This is a genomic window from Vibrio sp. 1069, assembly GCF_033340555.1.
Genome location: NZ_JAWOWP010000007.1, coordinates 123,656 through 142,221 on the forward strand (window position 1 = coordinate 123,656; position 18,566 = coordinate 142,221).

An 18,566-nucleotide genomic window follows, 5' to 3' on the forward strand; every position below is an offset into this window, starting at 1 on the left:
GATACCCTTTATTTGTCGCATACCCTTCACTAAGGGTGCTATACCAAACACGGAGAAGCAAGCGCATAAGCGCTTGCATTTTTCTATAAATAGATACATCAGAATGGGTTCTCCTCGTCGCAACTTTCGGAGGAAGCTTTCGTGAACAAGGAACCATCAAGACTGTCAGTGAGCTTTTGAAACAAAACGTGATAATCCGCTTTAAGCTGCTTGTATTGTCCCTCGATCACCAAGGATTCACGCATAGATAGCTGAAGCTGTTCTATTTCAGAGTGCAGTAAAGTGATCGTCTGTTTCAGTTCAGCAACCTGCTCAGACAGGTGCTGATTTGTCGATTCGAGCTTGGCTTGCGAAAGAGTTGTCATTTCAGTGAAATCGACATAACGTTGCTCTAATGCATTACATGTATCTGTTTTCTTTCGAAGCTGGTCACTCAACTCATCGATGTACTCTACTTGTGCTTCATTTTTATCAGATAGACTGCGCTTTAGGTCTTCAAATTGAGACGATTTTTCAGCAATAGCATTACTAATATGAACTTCTATTTCTTGCCAAGTAGCTTCGAGATGAACCTGTACTTTATCTAAATACAAGTCAAACCACCCAGGACGAGGCAGTGTCTCACGTTGATCTTTACCAAACGAATTGAGAAAGTAGTCATACGCAAAGCTGGCGTACCTAAACTGACCACCTACAAACTTATGAAAGTCGGTAACAGTTACTGACTTCGTGCCATTTTCTGTCAGTTCATGGAAGGCTACCTTATATTCATGGTAGCCATTGCTCATTTTCCCAAGGTTAAGAGCGGGATACAGCGTCTGCAAATTGGTTTCAAAACAAGCTTTATCATTACTCATCTGTTACTTCCTCCATTAATAGAGAAGGAATAAGAATATGAAAAAGCAGTTGATGCTGAGTCTGCATATTGTTTGTAATCAAAGCTTATTGGATCAGGTGTATTCTGAACTAAGTCTGAAAAACATTTAGCTCGCTCAGTTTTAATATCACGCTTATCATTCACAGTTGATGCGTAGAACAAGTCGAATAAATTAGTTGATGAGCCACTGTGTCCCATTTGCTCTGCAATTTGGCAATCGGGTATACCAAAAGAACGCGTATGGGAAGCAAACGTATGACGACCAATGTTTGTGCCACGCCCTTTAAACTGAACACTTGCAAGGCGAAAAGCTTGCTCACAAAACCATTGCTGATAATGTTTGACACTCGGGTAATGGCTATCTCTTCCGAGATGACAGATTATAGGTTTAATAGACTCAATTTCGATGGAACGATTGTCTTCTTGAGTCACAGCTACTTCAATGCTGTCGCGGTTACCAGTAATCGCATAAAGCGATAGCAACAATGCGCATTCGTCGTCGTTTAAAGCGATAACTCGCTCACTTGAGTAACTTTTTACAAGCTTAAACTCTCCTACAACATTAGATCGTCTAACTATTAGCGTTTTGTCTTTTAAACTTACGTCTGACCAGCTCAAAGCGATCAGTTCGCTAATGCGTAGCCCCAATCGATAATGCAGTTCAAAACCTATTGCACTTGCTCGACAGAGCTTTTTAGCTGCCTGGACGACTTTGTTACACTCTTTTAGACTCAAGGCTAAGCGTTTACTTTTAGGGCGGTAACGGAGGTTTTTGATACCTGCCGAAACGTTGCTGCTTGTCAGCTTATAACGCAAAGCTTCTTGCGAAAGGAAGCGTATGACCGTGTTATAGTTATTCACGGATTTAGAACTAAGCTTTCTTTCATTAATGATATGACCTAAAAAGTCGTCGACTAAGCCAGCACAAAAGGATTGATACCCTTTTTCGATAGCAAATTCTAATATAGCCAGTACTCGGCTTTCGTCCGCTTTACATGCAGATTTAGCCAAAATTTTCGCATCAAATCTATCTAAGACAAATTTGCCAAGCTCATGCTGTCTTAGGTTTTCACGTCTTTTTTGGTTTTTAGTTTGTTTTTGTGTGGTGTTCATAACAACATCCTTTAAATCAGAGATTTAAAGGCGAACGAAACTCATGGTGTTGCTAGAAATACATTGCGTTTTCTAGCCAGATCAAAAGTATGATCCTGAGCTTTATAGTGAATAAAGCAACCAGCTCTAAAGAATCAAGCGGTGTATGTTGTTATGATATTATGGAAGGTAAAGCTATTGAATTTATTATGATGCCCAGTACATTGTACTTCTCGACAGAAGGCGTAGCATTGTTCGCTTTATTATGTGTCGATGGCGTTTCGTTAGCCTTTTAGGTTAACAATTATCTTCATAGTAATGTTGTGATTTAACACATGTCAAGAAAAAGATCTCACTTTAGGTAAATGAGATCTTAATCTACTGATTAATTAACTAATTCATCCAATTAATCAGCCATATGGCGCTTTAACAAATGAGAAAAGCTTAATCTCTTACTTTGCTGGCAGTTTGGGTGACATATTTCATTATCATCTACAACACAGACACCGCAGTGACGATGGCTCTTAAATTTTGATGATAGGCAGCGCACTTCGATTTGAACTTTACGCTTATCATCTATCGTTTCTAGCTCTAAAAACCCATTATATGAGTCATAACTGAGGCATTGATAACGGTCAGCAAGTAAAGCCGCTGTGATGCCCGCCGCTTCTTCATCTGTGGCTGGTATAATGGCATCATATTTCCCGAACAGTGGGATTGCGGACAGTGCTAAATTATTTCCCAGTTCCACCGAAATTTGCCAATCAAGTTCTACATCCACACTATAATCTTGGCGGATCTCTTCATAAAAATGTTGATATATGAAGTATGGGATTTCTATCCCTGTAGAAGGGTCGAAATTTTTAGACTTGAGGTAATCCCCAAAATGATAGCTGATACCGAGTAAACTTTTGAGTCTCGCAATACTTGTGAATGTGCGCTGAATTTCTTTAAGCGCGACACCATCATCAATAAGATCATCGTCTGTAAGCCACGGGGCCACGTCTAGCTGGTTGGCGGTTTCGATTACCAAACCTATCTGACGCAAAGAGACACCTTGAGCTAGCAGGTTAGAGCAATCTCGTTGCCATTCTTCAGCATATTTTCTTCGAGCTAATATGTCTTTTAGAAGGATATCGTTAAGCTTTTTCATTTTATGCATCCTTTTTGTCAGAAGGAAGGATGAAGGTCTGTACCACTTTTAATAGCTTTTCAAGTTTGAGTTTTTTTCCATATCTTCCGAAGGTAATACCTTGACTGGCATGCCCTACGTACTCGCCCACTAAAGATTCAGCTAATTCCGCGTTTTTCAACACATCAATAAACGTATGGCGAAAACCATAGGGTGTTGGTCTAGATCCTGGTTTCATTCCAATAGCTGTTTGCAGCTTACCGAATTCGACACGGTAGTACTTTGACCAATCATAGTCCGCACCATATGGCTGATAATTGAAAAGAGGAGAGTTCGATGAATTTGAGGCAGTTCTTACTTGAACAAACTCAATAAAGCCGCTCTTCACTACATCGGGATGTAATGGAATTTGCCTGACTGAGTGAGCATTTTTTAGATGTTGCTTCTCTTCTATATCCGTAATGTCTAGAAACCAGATGCCATCTTCTTGTTGAACATTGGCAACGTACAACTGACAAGCTTCATTTGGACGTAATCCTTGGTAGATCTGCAACTCGGTGATATAGCGGAAGTCATCTGGTTTCGTTTTATATATTGCACTGTTTAGCAATAAATCTAACTCATTAGCCTTCCATGTATCGCGTTGTTCACTCGCATGTTTATCAGATTTAAATTTTGGCGTGAGATTCAGGCATGGGTTTACTTTGATTAAACGCTTACCATGGCACCACGTAAAAAATTGTTTTACAACAGCAAAGTAATCTTTGTTCGTTTTAGCTGAACGCCCTTCAGATTTTAAGTGCTCAAGGTACGCTTCTAGAGCTTCTTCATTGCAAGGTTTTGACGAACTATCAAGAAAGTCTAAGCAATGTCTTGTGCGCTGTTCGAGCTGATGTAGGGTCAATGCCGTCACACTATCTGATTTTTTGGTTTGCAAAAACTCACTCAAGGCATGCTTCGCATCAAAGTTTTTAATCTTTGGCTTTGTGGCTATAGCGTAAGAACGTAGTACTTGTGTAGTGTCAGTAACATAACCATCTCTTAATTCAGAGAGTTTCTGATATAAAGTTTCTTTGATGTCATTGTAGGTAAGAGTGTCATCGACAAGGGCAAGGCTGATTTTTTGCTTCACTGCTAGAGATACATGGATGTTGCGCTCTAATGCAATTTGGCGATCTTTGGTAAGTAGAGAAAGGCGAACTTCGTTGGGAAAGCCCCGTTTACGCAGTGAAACAGGTACGGGAGAACGGTGGTAGTACACGCTAGAAGGGAGTTTTAATAGATACATATGTATCACCTCTATGTAGTGGTGACTTTTGGTATGCATCAGATATGAAAAAAGCCCTGAAAAATCAGAGCTTTGTTCATTTAAAAGTGGCGGAGAGATAGGGATTTGAACCCTAGATACGCTATTAACGTATGCCGGTTTTCAAGACCGGTGCTTTCAACCACTCAGCCATCTCTCCATTGTTGAGGCGCATAATATAAGGCTTTGAAAATGTTGTAAACCCCTAGTTGAACTGATTGGATGTTTACTGCGCAAATTTGTGGTTTGTGTTGTTTAAATAAACAAAAACTCCCCAAAAAGGGGAGTTTGAATAGTATATGGATTGCTAGGTATTAATCGTTTTTAGAATAAAAACGCTGTAACTCAGTTAAACCTTGCATCAAAACTGGCAACTTCGGTGCATCATCTCTAAGTCGTTTGTAGTTTTTGTCATACAGCTTGTAGTTGCCAAACTTATCGATCACTGTGGTTTGCGAGCTAGTAATTAAGGCAAGCTCGCGAGTATCGCCCGCCAAGATCCAGCGACGACGACTTTCATCGAATAGGTTGCGACCACTACTGTAATCATATGGGTTGGAAGATACGCCGAGCATATCTTGCAACAGTGTAACTGAGAGGTCCAAGTGACTTGTGCTGTGATTAAATTCGCCAGCCAGCATTCCAGGCCAATGGATCACCATCGGAACTTGTAATTGATAACGGCTGTAGTTGCTGTTTGCTCCCCAGCTGTTCGTATTGGTTTCGTTAAATTCACTACCGTGATTAGAAGTGATGATTACGATGGTGTTTGTCAGTTGTCCCGTCGTTTCCAGTTCATCAATAATACCGGCGATAGTTCTATCCGCCGACTTCACTGCATATTCATAAGCTTTTTTGAATCGCTCACTTGCAGGCATTTCTTCGTCATTATTTGAAGGAATCGATTCAAAATTATCAACGGTGGTGACTTCGATGTAACTAAACCATGGCTGACTTGCTTTCTCTGCTAACCATGTATTCCAGTTTGCGATAGATTGTTTATCGGTATGAGCTTGCGTGCCATCTAGGTCTTCCGCTAAGTTCAAGTCGCGGAAAATAATTTCTGAGTAGAGATCATCTTCAAACCCACTGCCACTGAATAAACCAAAGTTGTAGCCCTGATCTTTCAGTACATCGAGCAATACTGGGGAAGCACCTTGCGCCTTGATGCTTGATGCATAACTGGTCGGTAAGCCATAGAACAAACCAAAGGCCCCGTATGTATCATTACTTGAGCTGTAATGATTACGGAAGTTCTGATTGTTTTCAGCAAACTCATAGAGGTTAGGCATCTCTTCTTGGTTCAGCGCATCCGCTCGTAAATTGTTTATGCTGATCATCAACACATTGAGCTTATTAACTCGGCGGTTAAACTCAAGCTTTTCAAGAGGGTAGTTGACTAACTCTACGTTGCCTTCGTTTTCTGCCAAACGTTTTAGGTATTCCTCACGGTCAAGTAGACCATGTTTTTCCATAAAACTCTTCGCCGTCATCGGGTAAGACAAAGGGAAGTTTGAACGCTGGCTAGTAATTGGGTTGTAAAAATACGCATCTGCCCAAATGTAAACCAAATGGCTGGTCATAAAGCTGAGGAAAAAGACGGCCGCGAGAGGGCGTCCTACGTGCTTATGAGATAGTTTGCGCTGTTTTCGCCATACCCATTCGGATAGTGCGAGTTGAATAAGGAAGATCAGCGGCATCACAACAAATAAATGTTGTAGGTCAGTGCTGAGCGCACTTTTGTCTTCGCTGAATAGTAACTCCCAGACAACGGGAGTTAAGTGCAAATTGATCGACTGATACGCTTGGGTATCAATTAATAATATGGTTTGCCCAACGGTTGCGAAAATCACTGCCACCAAACGGAACAATTTCCGCGATGGCAGGATAAACGTCAACGGGAATAGAACAAGCAAGTAAAGTGCGAAAACTAGAAAGCCAAAGTGACCAACCCAAGAAACCGCCAGATAAAACTGACCAAGTAACGTCTCGGGCCAAGGAGACTGAACAATGTAGCGTGTGCCTATCAACATCGACGCAACGATATTGAAGAATGCAAACCAGTGACCCCAACCAACTAGTCGAGATACACGTTCGCCGTATGAGTTTCCGCTGTCTACCATGTATGTGTTCTATTGTCCGTGATTAGTGTGTTTTTGGTGTTTCTAAAGAAGACATCAGCGCCTGAGCAAATTTTTCAGCAATCGCTTTGCGTTGTGAAGCAGCAACACGTTGATTTAAGACATTGGTTGCGATATTTCCGGCAATCATTAGCGTCAACTCAGGAGAAGCAGCATGTTTTTCAAGAACTGTTGCTACTTCAGCAAGAATTTTTTCTACTTGCTCGTCAGTATATTTAGATGTAATCGGCATAAAGACTCTAATAATGATAGTAAAAGCGGCTTATGATAACCTACAATGCCCATCAACTAAAACCTTGTAGCAAGATAAAATCACTATGAGTCTTCATCTTTCAAACGTTATTCTGCATCAACTGTGCAAAAACGATCAGGACGAGCTGGTTGTAAACTTTCGTCCAGCATCATTAGAGAACGATGCATCTACAGAAAACTTAGTCGCTGAGCTTCACCGAGTATTCCATTCTAAAGCTGGTAAAGGTTTTGGCGCTTTCCAGTCAGACAGCGAATTTCAATTTTGGCTTCAAGAAATGCGCAAAGGAGAGCGAGATTTTTACGACTTCTCACAAATTAGTGCAAATCGCTTGAAAGAAGAGTTGATTAAGTACCCATTTGCGGATGAAGGTATCTTGGTTTTCGCTGAGTATCAGAGTTTAGCAACGGACTACTTGTTCATCGGTATCTTACCAATGAATCAGAGTTTAAAAGTGACCGAAGGTTTGGACATCAGTGCGACAGATTACTTAGATATCACCAAAATGGATATTGCCGCACGCATCGACCTGTCGAGCTACGAGACCGACAAGGAATCCAATCGTTATCTGCAATACATTAAAGGACGCGTTGGCCGTAAAGTGGCGGACTTCTTCCTAGATTTTCTGCAAGCGGATATTGGCTTAGATACTAAACAACAAAACTTAGTGTTGATGCAGGCGGTGGATGATTTTTGTGCTGACTCGAAGCTAGAAAAGCAAGAAGTGAACGAGTACAAGAAACAAGTTTACGACTACTGCAATGAGCAAATTAAATCCGGTGATGAGGTTCAAATCTCAGAGCTTTCCGGAGAGCTTCCTCAAAGCCAAGATGGCACGAGCTTTATGGATTTCACCAAAGAGCAAGGGTACGAGCTTGAAGAGTCTTTCCCAGGTGATCGTGCGACGGTTCGCAAACTGACTAAATTTGTTGGAGCTGGTGGTGGTTTGAATATTAGCTTCGATAGTCTCTTACTTGGCGAGCGTATTTTTTATGATCCAGAGACGGATACCTTAACGATTAAAGGGACGCCTCCAAATCTAAAAGATCAGTTAAGTCGCAATTAAAATCATATCGTTAAATAAAGAGAGCAAACGGCTCTCTTTTTTTATGTGAATAAGAAACATCCATAGTATATGCTTGTAATTAATGGAGATATGCGAGGGGCAAGTGTTGCTGAAGCTAAAAGAAGGAATACGGCGGTTTGTTTGGTTCTGGTTCGTTTTGTGGTGTGTTTTAGCACTTGGCATTTGGCTGCAAGCCAAACAAACGATTCAAACGATTTCGACTGTAAATGAGTTAGGAAGTAAAGTTGAAGAAGTCAGGCACTTTTTTAACTTCGATCTGCCTTACCGTGTTAAACACGTCGATCAAATTTCACTGAAACTTCAGTTGGCTTATGCAGTTCGCTTACAGCTTGAAAGTGAGTTTTCTGAAGGGAAAATCACACCAGACATCACTCAATTACTTTATACGACCGACCGATTTTTAGAAAGTGCTCGAGCTTTTGTAAGAAGTGACAGTGAATTGGTTTCGTTAGCAGAACAGTTACGAAGCAGCCGTGCTCGAACAGAAAACTCTGAGCAAATTCAGGCAATGTACTATCGCTTAGGTGCGCTTGTTTTTGAGTCTGTCTTTAGTGACTCTGCAACGAATAGCGATACTTACCGTGACTTAGACCGACTTTTTATTGAATCAGAGACGCTCTCTCCCGAAGAGAGAAGCGCTCTTCAGCGCCAGCTTGCTCAAACCTCAAGCGCACTATCTGCTCAGGCACAGGGCAGTTATTTATCCAATCACCTGCTTAATCCAGATTTCCCGAACCAGTTAACTTCGATAAATGATCAGTTGGAACAGAAGCTAATGACTTTTATTGTTTGGTTGTCTGTAATCAGTGGTTTGCTCCTTTTCCTCATTTCATGGGGAGCCTTCTCCCCAAAAACGAGTCAACCGATACGACTACCCAGAACCGATGATAAAAAGTCAGAGCAAGTTGGCGATGATGAAAATGGAGCTAACGCTGTTCCCTCAGCTCAGTCAGAAAATTTTCAAAACGTCCAAATGAACGAAGAAAGTTGTAATGAGGTGAATTCATCACAAGTGGAAGTAGTGGAACGTGAGCCGTACATAGATATCAATAAAATGTTAGATTCTCTGTCTGGTGACGAGGGCGCTGTGCGGATGTTACTGGAGGTCTTTATTCAGGACCACTCTGGCGATGGCACTAAAATGTATCAGCTGTTAGAAGAGGATAAAGAGCAAGCGCAAAGAGCCGCGCACAGTCTTAAAGGGGTCTCAGGGAGTTTAGGTGCAATGCCATTGCACTGTATTTCGGGTGATATTGAACTGTTGATTAAACAAGGGCAAAAAGTGCCGGAAGAGAAGTTGGCATGTTTAGATGATGTCCTAAAACAAACCATACTTTTTGCTAATAATGTTCTCAATAGTGAAAAGATAACAGAAGCGCTAACAGATTGATATTGCTCTGACTTAATGTCATAAGAGTTGAGGTAATAAAGGTTCGAACTATATGACTTAGTTCGCTTTATTCCTGTTCTATACAATTTGTTAAAGGTGTTTTCATGTCCGTTCGCCGAATGTCTTCAATGATGTTGATAGGGCTGGTTATGATGCTTTCAGGGTGCTCCCTGCTCGAAGTCAAGATCGAGAGTCAAACCGTCCCTCTTACCAAACAAGAGCTCAATATGCGTCTTTTGACTCGTGAGTATGCGCAGCAGTTTTTTGCTCAGGTTGAGCAAGCAGCAGACGCACTACACGAACAATATGAGCCTCATGATAAAGTTCATCAATCTTATATTTTACTTTGGAAGATAAATGCTGAAGAAGGCATCCAAGCTTCTGCATACCAAGTGTCCCCAATGGCTGCACTGATTGATACATGGACTTTCACGCTACAAATGGAACAGTTCTTTACTACCGCTTCTGGTAATGAGCTCTTTGCGTCTGATGAGGCTAAGTTAGTTTCCGTTTATTTAGCGAAAGAGGTAGATAAACTGGCTCAATCTTTATTGAAGAAAGAAGCATACATCAAGACAAAAACGTTTGTTGCAGAGTTCGCCAAGCAGCATCCATTCGCTGATTTAAGCATGATTAGGACTCCGGCTTACCGTAGGTGGTTAGATGCAAACCAAATTAGCGAAGAGGAAGCCGTTACAACGCTAGGCACGATGCCAGAAGCACTCGGGGATGTCTCTGATCGTCTAAGTCTGGTATCAGAGCAGACACCAAAAATTATGACGTGGAAAGCGCAGTTGTTGGCCTTGAATAGCTCTGCCAGTATCGAAAAAGTCAATGCGGCGCTCAATAGTTTGCAAGTTACCGCTGATTCGATGAGGGATTTTATCGATAACAACCCAGAGTACATGCGTTATTTGGCAGAACAAATGGCGCTGGAGTTACAACCTTTGGTTGACGATATCGATCAAAGGACGGAGGCGCGTTTATCTCAGTTGGGTGAAGAACGCCAAGCTATAGAGCTGATGGTTGCCAGAGAGCGCCAAGAAATCGCACAGATCATTACCCATGAGCGCGAGAAGTTTGCTCAAGATATGGATCGAGTGTCGCAAGAGGTTGTGAATCTCGCAATGACTAAGCTGATTGAACTTGTCAAAAGTACCATCATCTACTTTATTCTGTTCATTGCCGTTATATTCTTTGCACCGCTTGGCTTGGGCTATTGGTTTGGGAAGCGTGCAGCCGTGAAAACGCCAGTCAAAAAAAGCTAACGATTTGTTTTGGAAATAAAAAAAGAGCGCTTTAAAGCGCTCTTTTTTAGTATTGAATTCGAAAGGGAGGTTCTTCCTATCTCTGCGAAGTTAAGCGGTTTGCTGCTTTAATTCGCCTTCAGCTTCTTCAACTGCTTCTGCTGTTGGTTCGCACTTATCAACAAACCAACCCATGTAAGAAGTGAAGATCGTTACGATGATACATACAAAACTCAGCCACATGAACGGGGCATAAGACAGTGTAGCAACACCCAAAATACTGGCCATGTAGATACCGTTGTCACTCCAAGGGACCATACCTGAGGTTAGCGTGCCGCCAAATTCTGCGTTACGAGACAAATTCTTACGTTTGTAGCTTAGACGGTCATAGTTCTTCGCACAGATTTTTGGGGTCAGGATAAGTGAAACGTACATCGCTGAACCAAATACGTTGCCCATAAAGGCCGTACCAATTGTGCTTGTTGCCAATGAACCTGCACTTTGAACGCGTTTTTCAAACAGCTTCGCGATAGTCTCTAGCACGCCTACTTTATCTAGTAGACCACCAAAACCAAGGCCGAATACGATAACCGCTACCGACCCAAGCATTGAAGACATGCCGCCACGGTTAAGGATTGAGTCAATGAAATCTACGCCAGATGAGATTGCAAACGGAGCCCAAGCCGTGTTGAACGCGGTTAGGAAATCGACATCTTGGATCATCACTGCCCAAATAATACCTAGCAGAGAACCAAAACTGATCACTGGGAATGAAGGCATACGCATCGCTAGAAGTGACAATACGATGATCACAGGAACAAATGAGTAAGGGGTGATGTAGAACTGCTGTTCCATCGCTTTAATGACAGAGTCTACCTGGCTCATGTCAACTTGACCTGCGTAGTGGAAGCCAAATGCAGTAAACATAATGCCTGTAATAATGTAGCTAATGAGTGCTATCGGCAACATGCCTTTGATATGTTCCATCACTTCAACGTTAGACATAGATGAAGCAAGGATTACTGAATCCGATAGAGGCGACATTTTGTCACCAAAGTAACAGCCTGAAAGTACGGCACCTGCAGTGATTGGCGCAGGAACACCAAGACCTTGACCGATACCCATCATTGCAATACCTGCCGTGCCAGCCGCACCCCAAGACGTGCCAGTCGCTAGCGCAGTCAATGAACAGATGATCATGGTCGCGAGCAAAAAGATGGAAGGGTGGATTGCTTTAAGGCCGTAGTAAATAATGGTTGGAACAATACCACCAGAGATCCAAGTACCTACAAGCGCGCCAACGGCCAAAAGGATTAAAACGGCTCCAAGTCCATTGGAAATGCCATTTAGTGCTGCTTTTTCCAGATCTTTATACTGATGGCCAAGCTTTATGCCCAATATCATGACAATGAACCAACCGATGTATAGCGCTAGCTGAATCGGTAGGTCTAGCTTGGCTGTGAACGAAAATGCCAGCAGGAGAAATAAACCGAGCGAGATAAATACCTGTATCAAGCTTGGTAGGCGTGGTGTAACTTGCTTCATATGTGCCTCTGTCAATCTTGGAGCAATAGAGGAAGGCGCTCCTTGTTGTAATCGCGCATAACATACATTAACAAAAATTATATTTCGAACATTTGGTGTTTTATCTTGATGTTCGTCGGTAAAAACGTTTGCTTGTGAAATTAACTGTTAGTTTGTTTTAACTTTTTTGGTTTTAAATGTTGTGTAATGTGAAATTATTGTGCTTCATGTGTTATTTTCTCATTGAGTGGTAAGACCAATTAGGGGGCTAAAGTGCTTTCCCTACTTGAAAAATGGTTAAAACCGCAAACCAAACACTAAAAAATCTCGTGTCACCCGGTTTTTCAGAGGAAAAGGTTAAAAAACGCGCTTATTTACAAAATAGGGGTTGAGATTTTGCTGTGAAAAATTAACTATGGGGTAGGTTTTTTAATACATGGAGAGTTAATACGATGAGAGTTGGTTTAGTTGGTTGGCGCGGTATGGTTGGTTCAGTCCTTATGCAGCGTATGGTTGAAGAGAAAGACTTCGACCTAATCGAACCAGTATTCTACAGTACTTCTCAAGTTGGTATTCCTGCTCCTAACTTAGGAAAAGACGCAGGCTTACTGCAAGACGCGTATGATATTGAAAGCTTAAAACAGCTTGATGCGGTAATCACCTGTCAAGGTGGTAGCTACACAGAAAAAGTTTTCCCTGCACTTCGTCAGGCTGGTTGGAAAGGCTACTGGATTGACGCGGCCTCTACGCTACGTATGGCTGAAGATTCGATCATCACACTTGATCCAGTGAACTTAAAGCAAATCCAACAAGGCATCCACGGTGGCACGAACACATTTGTCGGTGGTAACTGTACGGTTAGTTTAATGCTAATGGGGCTAGGTGGTCTATTTGAGAAAGGCCTTGTTGAGTGGACAAGCGCAATGACTTACCAAGCCGCATCTGGTGCTGGTGCGCAAAATATGCGTGAATTGATCTCGCAAATGGGCGTTATCAATGACTCTGTGAGCTCTGAACTTGCAAACCCATCAAGCTCTATCCTAGATATTGATAAGAAAGTTGCGGATACAATGCGCAGCGGTTCTTTCCCTACCGATAAATTCGGTGTGCCACTAGCTGGTTCGTTGATCCCATGGATCGATGTGAAGCGCGATAATGGTCAGAGTAAAGAAGAGTGGAAAGCGGGCGCCGAGGCGAATAAAATTTTGGGTTCTCAAAGTTCACCTGTCCCAATTGACGGTACTTGTGTGCGTATTGGCGCGATGCGTTGTCACTCTCAAGCACTTACTATCAAGCTTAAACAAAATGTACCAATGGACGAAATCGAAGAAATCATCGCCACTCATAACGATTGGGTGAAAGTGATTCCTAACGACCGTGACATCACTGCTCAAGAGCTAACACCGGCAAAAGTTACGGGCACAATGTCTGTACCAGTGGGTCGTCTACGTAAGATGGCAATGGGTGATGATTTCCTAAATGCTTTCACTGTTGGTGACCAACTGCTTTGGGGTGCTGCGGAGCCGTTGCGTCGTACTCTGCGAATTATTCTGTCTGAGAAAGCATAATCACATCAATCCTTTATTTGATGACAAAATAAAAGAGCTCCTTAGGGAGCTCTTTTTTCATGCGTCGTCTTCCGTTCGAACGACTCTTTTGTCTGGATCGGCCAGTTCACTACCACAATGTTTACAGTAAATTGCGTCAGAGTCGTGCCCTGCGTGGGAGCAGTTTGGGCATTTCACCAATACTTTGTGCGATTGCATCTCTTGGTGCAGTTCGGCAGTGAAAATACCTGTAGGTACCGCCAAAATGGAATAACCCAGTAACATGGTGAGTGATGCAAGCCCTTTACCTAGGTCTGTTTGGGGGACCAAGTCACCATACCCAACCGTTGTGATGGTCACGATCGCCCAATAAATACTTTTAGGAATGCTAGTAAATCCGTTTTCAGGTCCTTCAATGATAAAAATCAACGAGCCGAAAATCGTTACCATAATGGCGACGGAACTAAAGAAGATAAAAATCTTTCTGCGCGCCATAAGCAGTGAACGTAAGAGGATATTGGACTCTTGGAGGTATCGGACTAACTTGAGTATGCGGAATATTCGCATCACTCGCAGCGCCCTGATCACACCCATAAACGAAGCGGATGGGAAGAAGAGTGCTAAATAAGTGGGCAAAATCGCAAGTAAATCGACGACACCATAAAAACTCTTTGCGTAGGCGGCAGGTTTGGGGGAGCAATAAAGCCTTAGAAGGTATTCAATCGTGAATAGGCCAGTAAATGTGTATTCAATAAACTTCAGCTCTTTTTCCCACTCGGCACGAACGGAGGGTATCGAATCTAACACCAGTACGATTAACGAGCTGATGATCGCGATAATGAGAGCAATATCGAACGTTTTACCAGCTTTGGTATGAGTACCAAAAATGGTGACATATAGAGTATGTTTAAGAGAGTCAGTCGTCATGACAAAGCGATCCATTGTTGAATCGCTCTATCATACAATTTTATAGAAACTCAGGCTAATCCTGGAAATAAGTTGCGTAAGCCATTCGCAATGAACTCTATGCCAAGCGCGCCCAATATCAAACCCATGATACGAGTAATGACGTTGATTCCAGTTTGACCTAAAAATCGTACGATCAATGGGGCAGAGCGGAACAATAGCCATGAACAAAGGCAGAACAAACCAATCGTAATACTAATGCCCACGGTATCGAACATGCTTGGGTAGCGTGCACCATAAACAATAGTCGAACTGATTGCACCAGGCCCTGCCATTAAAGGCATTGCAAGAGGGACCACACCAATCTGTTCACGACTGACGTATTCCGTTTTCTCTTGTTTGTTCTGCTTATCTTCCCCCAGTTTACCGCTCATCATCGAGAATGCGATGCTAAGTAATAGCAACCCGCCAGCGACACGAAACGAATCCAGAGAAATACTGAACATGTCTAACAGTAACTGACCAGCAAAAAGCGAAATGATCAGGATGATCGCAACAGCCACATTTGCTGTTGTTGCCGTATTGCGCTTTTCGTCTGGAGTCATATGCCCGGTTAGTGACACAAACACAGGCATGATACCAACAGGGTTTACTGCGGCGACCAAACCGAGAAAAAACTGCAAGAAGATAGCAAGTTCAAAAGTTTGCATGTTGCGTACTCATCAAAGTTCACATTAGTGAAAAGGAGAAGGGGTAATTTGGGCGTAATGTAAGGCAAAAGTTAGGTTGTAAGAAATGAAAAAAACTAACGCATTCCCTGCCATTTAAGTGAGAAAAACTAATTCTTTAATAAACTGTATCTAATCTGGAAAGGAAATGTTACGTATAAAGTTGCTGATAAATTGCGCTGTTTTACATAAACGTTAACATTCGCACATTTTTGATAAAAACCAAGGTGGTTTGTAGAGAGATGTATTCGGTTCGATATACTCTCAGTAGCACAAAGAATTGGGCCTACATGTAATTTTGTTGGTTAAAAATGAAACTTTTTTACAGGTTGTTGTAGTTTCTTTTATTTATTTGTCCATTTGCTTCTTTTTTACTCAATAAAAAATGAAAGTTAATTTATTTGTTTATCAGTGATTTATGTCATTTTGGTGTGGTGAGGCACCACTTTGGTAGTATTTAGGTGGTGAGAACTGATCCAAGTCAATTTTTTTCACACTATGAAATATTATACTCAGTCCTGAAAGCAATTTACTAAGACGTTTGTTTTCTAAGTGACTGATAAACAGTAAAAACGATAAGTAATAGCCTTAGTAAAAAGTTTTTAATATTTGTTAATTTTAGGAGATTCCCTATGCCTGTAACTAATATGGCTGAACTAGATGCAATGGTTGCTCGCGTTAAGAAAGCGCAAGAAGAGTTCGCTACTTACTCTCAAGAGCAAGTAGATAAAATCTTTCGTGCAGCATCGCTTGCAGCTAACCAGGCCCGTATCCCGCTAGCTCAACAAGCGGTAGAAGAATCTGGTATGGGTATTGTTGAAGATAAAGTAATCAAGAACCACTTCGCTTCTGAGTTTATCTACAACAAATACAAAGACGAACAAACGTGTGGCATCTTAGAAGAGGATGACAACCTAGGTACTATGACTATCGCTGAGCCTGTAGGCATCATCTGCGGTATCGTACCAACGACTAACCCAACTTCCACAGCGATCTTCAAATCTCTAATCTCTTTGAAGACTCGTAACGGTATCATCTTCTCACCACACCCACGTGCGAAAAACTCAACTAACGATGCAGCTAAACTCGTTCTAGATGCAGCAGTAGCAGCAGGCGCACCAAAAGACATCATCGGTTGGATCGACCAGCCTTCTGTTGAGCTTTCAAACGCTCTAATGAAACACGATGACATCGCGCTTATCCTTGCAACTGGTGGTCCAGGCATGGTTAAAGCCGCTTACTCTTCTGGTAAGCCAGCAATCGGTGTAGGTGCAGGTAACGTTCCTGTTGTTATCGATGAAACAGCAGACATCAAACGTGCTGTTGCTTCTATCCTTATGTCTAAGACTTTCGACAACGGTGTAGTATGTGCTTCTGAGCAGGCTGCAATCGTAGTTGACGAAGTATACGACGAAGTGAAAGAGCGTTTTGCTTCTCACAAAGCGTATGTCCTAAGCAAAGCAGAAGCTGATAAAGTTCGTAAAGTGCTTCTTATCGATGGCGCGCTAAACGCGAAAATCGTAGGTCAGCCAGCAGCAGCAATCGCTGAAATGGCAGGCGTTAAAGTTCCAGCAGACACTAAAGTTCTTGTTGGTGAAGGTCTGGGCAAAGTATCTCACGATGACGCATTCGCTCACGAGAAACTATCTCCAACTCTAGGTCTATTCCGTGCTGACAACTTCGAAGACGCGGTTGCTCAAGCGGTAACTATGGTTGAGATTGGTGGTATCGGCCACACATCTGGTCTTTACACTAACCAAGATACTAACGCTGACCGTATCCGTTACTTCGGTGACAAGATGAAGACAGCTCGTATCCTAATCAACATCCCGACTACTCACGGCGGTATCGGTGACTTGTACAACTTCAACGTTGCGCCATCTCTAACGCTAGGTTGTGGTTCTTGGGGTGGTAACTCTATCTCTGAGAACGTAGGTCCTAAACACCTAATCAACAAGAAAACTGTAGCGAAGCGAGCTGAAAACATGTTGTGGCATAAACTACCTAAGTCAATCTACTTCCGTCGTGGTAGCCTTCCAATCGCACTGGGCGACCTAGAAGGTAAGAAACGTGCATTCCTAGTAACTGACCGTTTCCTATTCAACAACGGTTACGCAGATGACGTAGTAAGCCTACTAAAAGCTCAAGGCATGGAAGTTCAAACATTCTTCGATGTTGAAGCTGACCCAACACTGTCTGTAGTAGAAAAAGGTGCGGCTCAAATGGCTAGCTACCAACCTGACGTTATCCTAGCGCTAGGCGGTGGTTCACCAATGGATGCAGCGAAAATCATGTGGGTAATGTACGAGCACCCAGAAACTCACTTTGAAGAACTAGCAATGCGCTTTATGGACATCCGTAAACGTATCTACAAGTTCCCTAAAATGGGTAAAAAAGCTGAGCTTGTATGTATCACTACAACTTCAGGTACTGGTTCAGAAGTTACTCCATTCGCGGTTGTTACTGACGACAAGACTGGTGCGAAATACCCACTAGCTGACTACGAAATCACGCCAAACATGGCAATCGTTGATGCGAACCTAGTAATGAACATGCCTAAGTCTCTAACAGCATTTGGTGGTTACGATGCCGTAACTCACGCTCTAGAAGCTTACGTTTCTGTTCTTGCTAACGAATACTCAGATGGCCAAGCTCTTCAAGCACTTAAGATGCTAAAAGAGTACCTACCATCAAGCTATGCGAACGGTGCAAATGACCCAATCGCTCGTGAGAAAGTACACAACGCAGCTACTATCGCTGGTGTTGCATTTGCGAACGCATTCCTAGGTGTTTGTCACTCAATGGCTCACAAACTGGGTGCTGAGTTCCACTTGCCACACGGCCTAGCTAACGCACTACTTATCTCTAACGTGGTACGTTACAACGCGAACGACAATCCAACTAAACAAACTGCGTTCTCTCAATACGACCGTCCACAAGCACGTCGTCGTTACGCTGAAGTTGCTGACCACCTAGGCCTAAGCCAAGAAGGTGACCGCACTGCTCAGAAGATTGAACGTCTACTAGCATGGTTGGATGAACTAAAAGTTAACCTAGACATCCCAATGTCTATCCAAGCGGCAGGTGTTGCTGAATCAGATTTCGTAGCGAAACTGGATGAGCTAGCGGTAGAAGCGTTCGATGACCAATGTACTGGTGCGAACCCACGCTACCCTCTAATCAGCGAACTTAAAGATGTGTTGATGGCTTCTTACTACGGTAAAGCATTTGTTGAAGGCGAAACTTTCGAAGGTACAACTGTTATCAAGAAGAAAGCAGACCAAGAAGCAGCAAAAGCAGCACCTAAAGCAAAGAAAGAAAAAGCTGACGCGTAATTAA

The 18,566-nt window shown here is 42.5% G+C and carries 14 protein-coding genes and 1 tRNA gene; 5 read left to right on the forward strand and 10 right to left on the reverse strand.

The window, feature by feature from the left end:
* Positions 1-98: 98 nt before the first annotated feature.
* From R7040_RS13125 to R7040_RS13155, 7 genes are all read right to left on the reverse strand, one after another.
* Positions 99-857: a hypothetical protein gene (locus R7040_RS13125; protein WP_029841106.1), complete on the reverse strand. Its 759-nt coding sequence runs from the start codon at positions 855-857 to the stop codon at positions 99-101.
* Positions 854-1,990: a tyrosine-type recombinase/integrase gene (locus tag R7040_RS13130; protein WP_116870943.1), complete on the reverse strand. Its 1,137-nt coding sequence runs from the start codon at positions 1,988-1,990 to the stop codon at positions 854-856. Before R7040_RS13130 ends, R7040_RS13125 begins: the two co-directional genes overlap by 4 nt.
* 385 nt (positions 1,991-2,375) lie before the next feature.
* A complete protein-coding gene (locus R7040_RS13135) occupies positions 2,376-3,122 on the reverse strand; it encodes a hypothetical protein (protein WP_140066472.1) in 747 nt (248 codons plus the stop codon).
* Between the two features lies 1 nt (position 3,123).
* A complete protein-coding gene (locus R7040_RS13140; protein WP_318096886.1) occupies positions 3,124-4,233 on the reverse strand; it encodes a tyrosine-type recombinase/integrase in 1,110 nt (369 codons plus the stop codon).
* Between the two features lie 243 nt (positions 4,234-4,476).
* A tRNA-Ser gene (locus R7040_RS13145) sits at positions 4,477-4,567 on the reverse strand.
* Positions 4,568-4,721: 154 nt separating this feature from the next.
* A complete protein-coding gene (locus R7040_RS13150) occupies positions 4,722-6,530 on the reverse strand; it encodes a DUF3413 domain-containing protein (RefSeq protein ID WP_005380721.1) in 1,809 nt (602 codons plus the stop codon).
* A gap of 22 nt (positions 6,531-6,552) precedes the next feature.
* Complete coding sequence (locus R7040_RS13155; protein WP_005380722.1) at positions 6,553-6,780, reverse strand: YejL family protein; 228 nt, start codon at positions 6,778-6,780, stop codon at positions 6,553-6,555.
* An 85-nt stretch (positions 6,781-6,865) separates the two neighbouring features.
* Between R7040_RS13155 and yejK the strand changes: the two genes are divergently transcribed.
* From yejK to R7040_RS13170, 3 genes are all read left to right on the forward strand, one after another.
* The gene (gene yejK / locus R7040_RS13160; protein WP_005380723.1) at positions 6,866-7,864 is read left to right on the forward strand and encodes a nucleoid-associated protein YejK; all 999 of its coding nucleotides are present in this window, start codon (positions 6,866-6,868) and stop codon (positions 7,862-7,864) included.
* 82 nt (positions 7,865-7,946) lie between these two features.
* Positions 7,947-9,275 (forward strand): Hpt domain-containing protein, encoded by a 1,329-nt coding sequence (locus R7040_RS13165; protein WP_213872122.1) that lies wholly within the window; start codon positions 7,947-7,949, stop codon positions 9,273-9,275.
* 104 nt (positions 9,276-9,379) lie between these two features.
* Positions 9,380-10,543 carry a chemotaxis protein gene (locus tag R7040_RS13170; RefSeq protein WP_213874814.1) on the forward strand — a complete coding sequence of 388 codons (1,164 nt, stop codon included), beginning with the start codon at positions 9,380-9,382 and terminating at the stop codon, positions 10,541-10,543.
* A gap of 90 nt (positions 10,544-10,633) precedes the next feature.
* Here the strand turns inward: R7040_RS13170 and nhaC are convergent, their stop codons facing one another.
* On the reverse strand, positions 10,634-12,067 hold the full coding sequence (gene nhaC, locus R7040_RS13175; protein WP_318081397.1) for a Na+/H+ antiporter NhaC: 1,434 nt from the start codon (positions 12,065-12,067) through the stop codon (positions 10,634-10,636).
* A 431-nt stretch (positions 12,068-12,498) separates the two neighbouring features.
* On the opposite strand from nhaC, the gene asd reads away from it, so the two are divergent.
* The gene (gene asd, locus R7040_RS13180) at positions 12,499-13,614 is read left to right on the forward strand and encodes an aspartate-semialdehyde dehydrogenase (RefSeq protein WP_005380727.1); all 1,116 of its coding nucleotides are present in this window, start codon (positions 12,499-12,501) and stop codon (positions 13,612-13,614) included.
* 57 nt (positions 13,615-13,671) lie between these two features.
* On the opposite strand, the gene R7040_RS13185 is transcribed toward asd, so the two are convergent.
* Together R7040_RS13185 and R7040_RS13190 are read right to left on the reverse strand one after the other, a co-directional pair.
* Positions 13,672-14,535, reverse strand: coding sequence for an ion transporter (locus R7040_RS13185; protein ID WP_005380728.1), 864 nt, complete (start codon positions 14,533-14,535; stop codon positions 13,672-13,674).
* A 35-nt stretch (positions 14,536-14,570) separates the two neighbouring features.
* Entirely contained in the window at positions 14,571-15,209 is a 639-nt protein-coding gene (locus R7040_RS13190; protein WP_005380729.1) for a YchE family NAAT transporter, read from the reverse strand.
* A 650-nt stretch (positions 15,210-15,859) separates the two neighbouring features.
* On the opposite strand from R7040_RS13190, the gene adhE reads away from it, so the two are divergent.
* Entirely contained in the window at positions 15,860-18,562 is a 2,703-nt protein-coding gene (adhE, locus tag R7040_RS13195; RefSeq protein WP_005380731.1) for a bifunctional acetaldehyde-CoA/alcohol dehydrogenase, read from the forward strand.
* Positions 18,563-18,566: the final 4 nt, after the last annotated feature.

Excerpts from the sequence above, each read along its gene's own strand:
- R7040_RS13130 (WP_116870943.1), bottom strand. The coding sequence starts at position 1,990 with ATGAACACCACACAAAAACAAACTAAAAACCAAAAAAGACGTGAAAAC.
- R7040_RS13185 (WP_005380728.1), bottom strand. The coding sequence starts at position 14,535 with ATGGATCGCTTTGTCATGACGACTGACTCTCTTAAACATACTCTATAT.
- R7040_RS13165 (WP_213872122.1), top strand. The coding sequence starts at position 7,947 with ATGGAGATATGCGAGGGGCAAGTGTTGCTGAAGCTAAAAGAAGGAATA.
- yejK (WP_005380723.1), top strand. The coding sequence starts at position 6,866 with ATGAGTCTTCATCTTTCAAACGTTATTCTGCATCAACTGTGCAAAAAC.
- R7040_RS13150 (WP_005380721.1), bottom strand. The coding sequence starts at position 6,530 with ATGGTAGACAGCGGAAACTCATACGGCGAACGTGTATCTCGACTAGTT.
- asd (WP_005380727.1), top strand. The coding sequence starts at position 12,499 with ATGAGAGTTGGTTTAGTTGGTTGGCGCGGTATGGTTGGTTCAGTCCTT.
- nhaC (WP_318081397.1), bottom strand. The coding sequence starts at position 12,067 with ATGAAGCAAGTTACACCACGCCTACCAAGCTTGATACAGGTATTTATC.
- R7040_RS13190 (WP_005380729.1), bottom strand. The coding sequence starts at position 15,209 with ATGCAAACTTTTGAACTTGCTATCTTCTTGCAGTTTTTTCTCGGTTTG.
- R7040_RS13135 (WP_140066472.1), bottom strand. The coding sequence starts at position 3,122 with ATGAAAAAGCTTAACGATATCCTTCTAAAAGACATATTAGCTCGAAGA.
- R7040_RS13125 (WP_029841106.1), bottom strand. The coding sequence starts at position 857 with ATGAGTAATGATAAAGCTTGTTTTGAAACCAATTTGCAGACGCTGTAT.
- adhE (WP_005380731.1), top strand. The coding sequence starts at position 15,860 with ATGCCTGTAACTAATATGGCTGAACTAGATGCAATGGTTGCTCGCGTT.
- R7040_RS13170 (WP_213874814.1), top strand. The coding sequence starts at position 9,380 with ATGTCCGTTCGCCGAATGTCTTCAATGATGTTGATAGGGCTGGTTATG.
- R7040_RS13155 (WP_005380722.1), bottom strand. The coding sequence starts at position 6,780 with ATGCCGATTACATCTAAATATACTGACGAGCAAGTAGAAAAAATTCTT.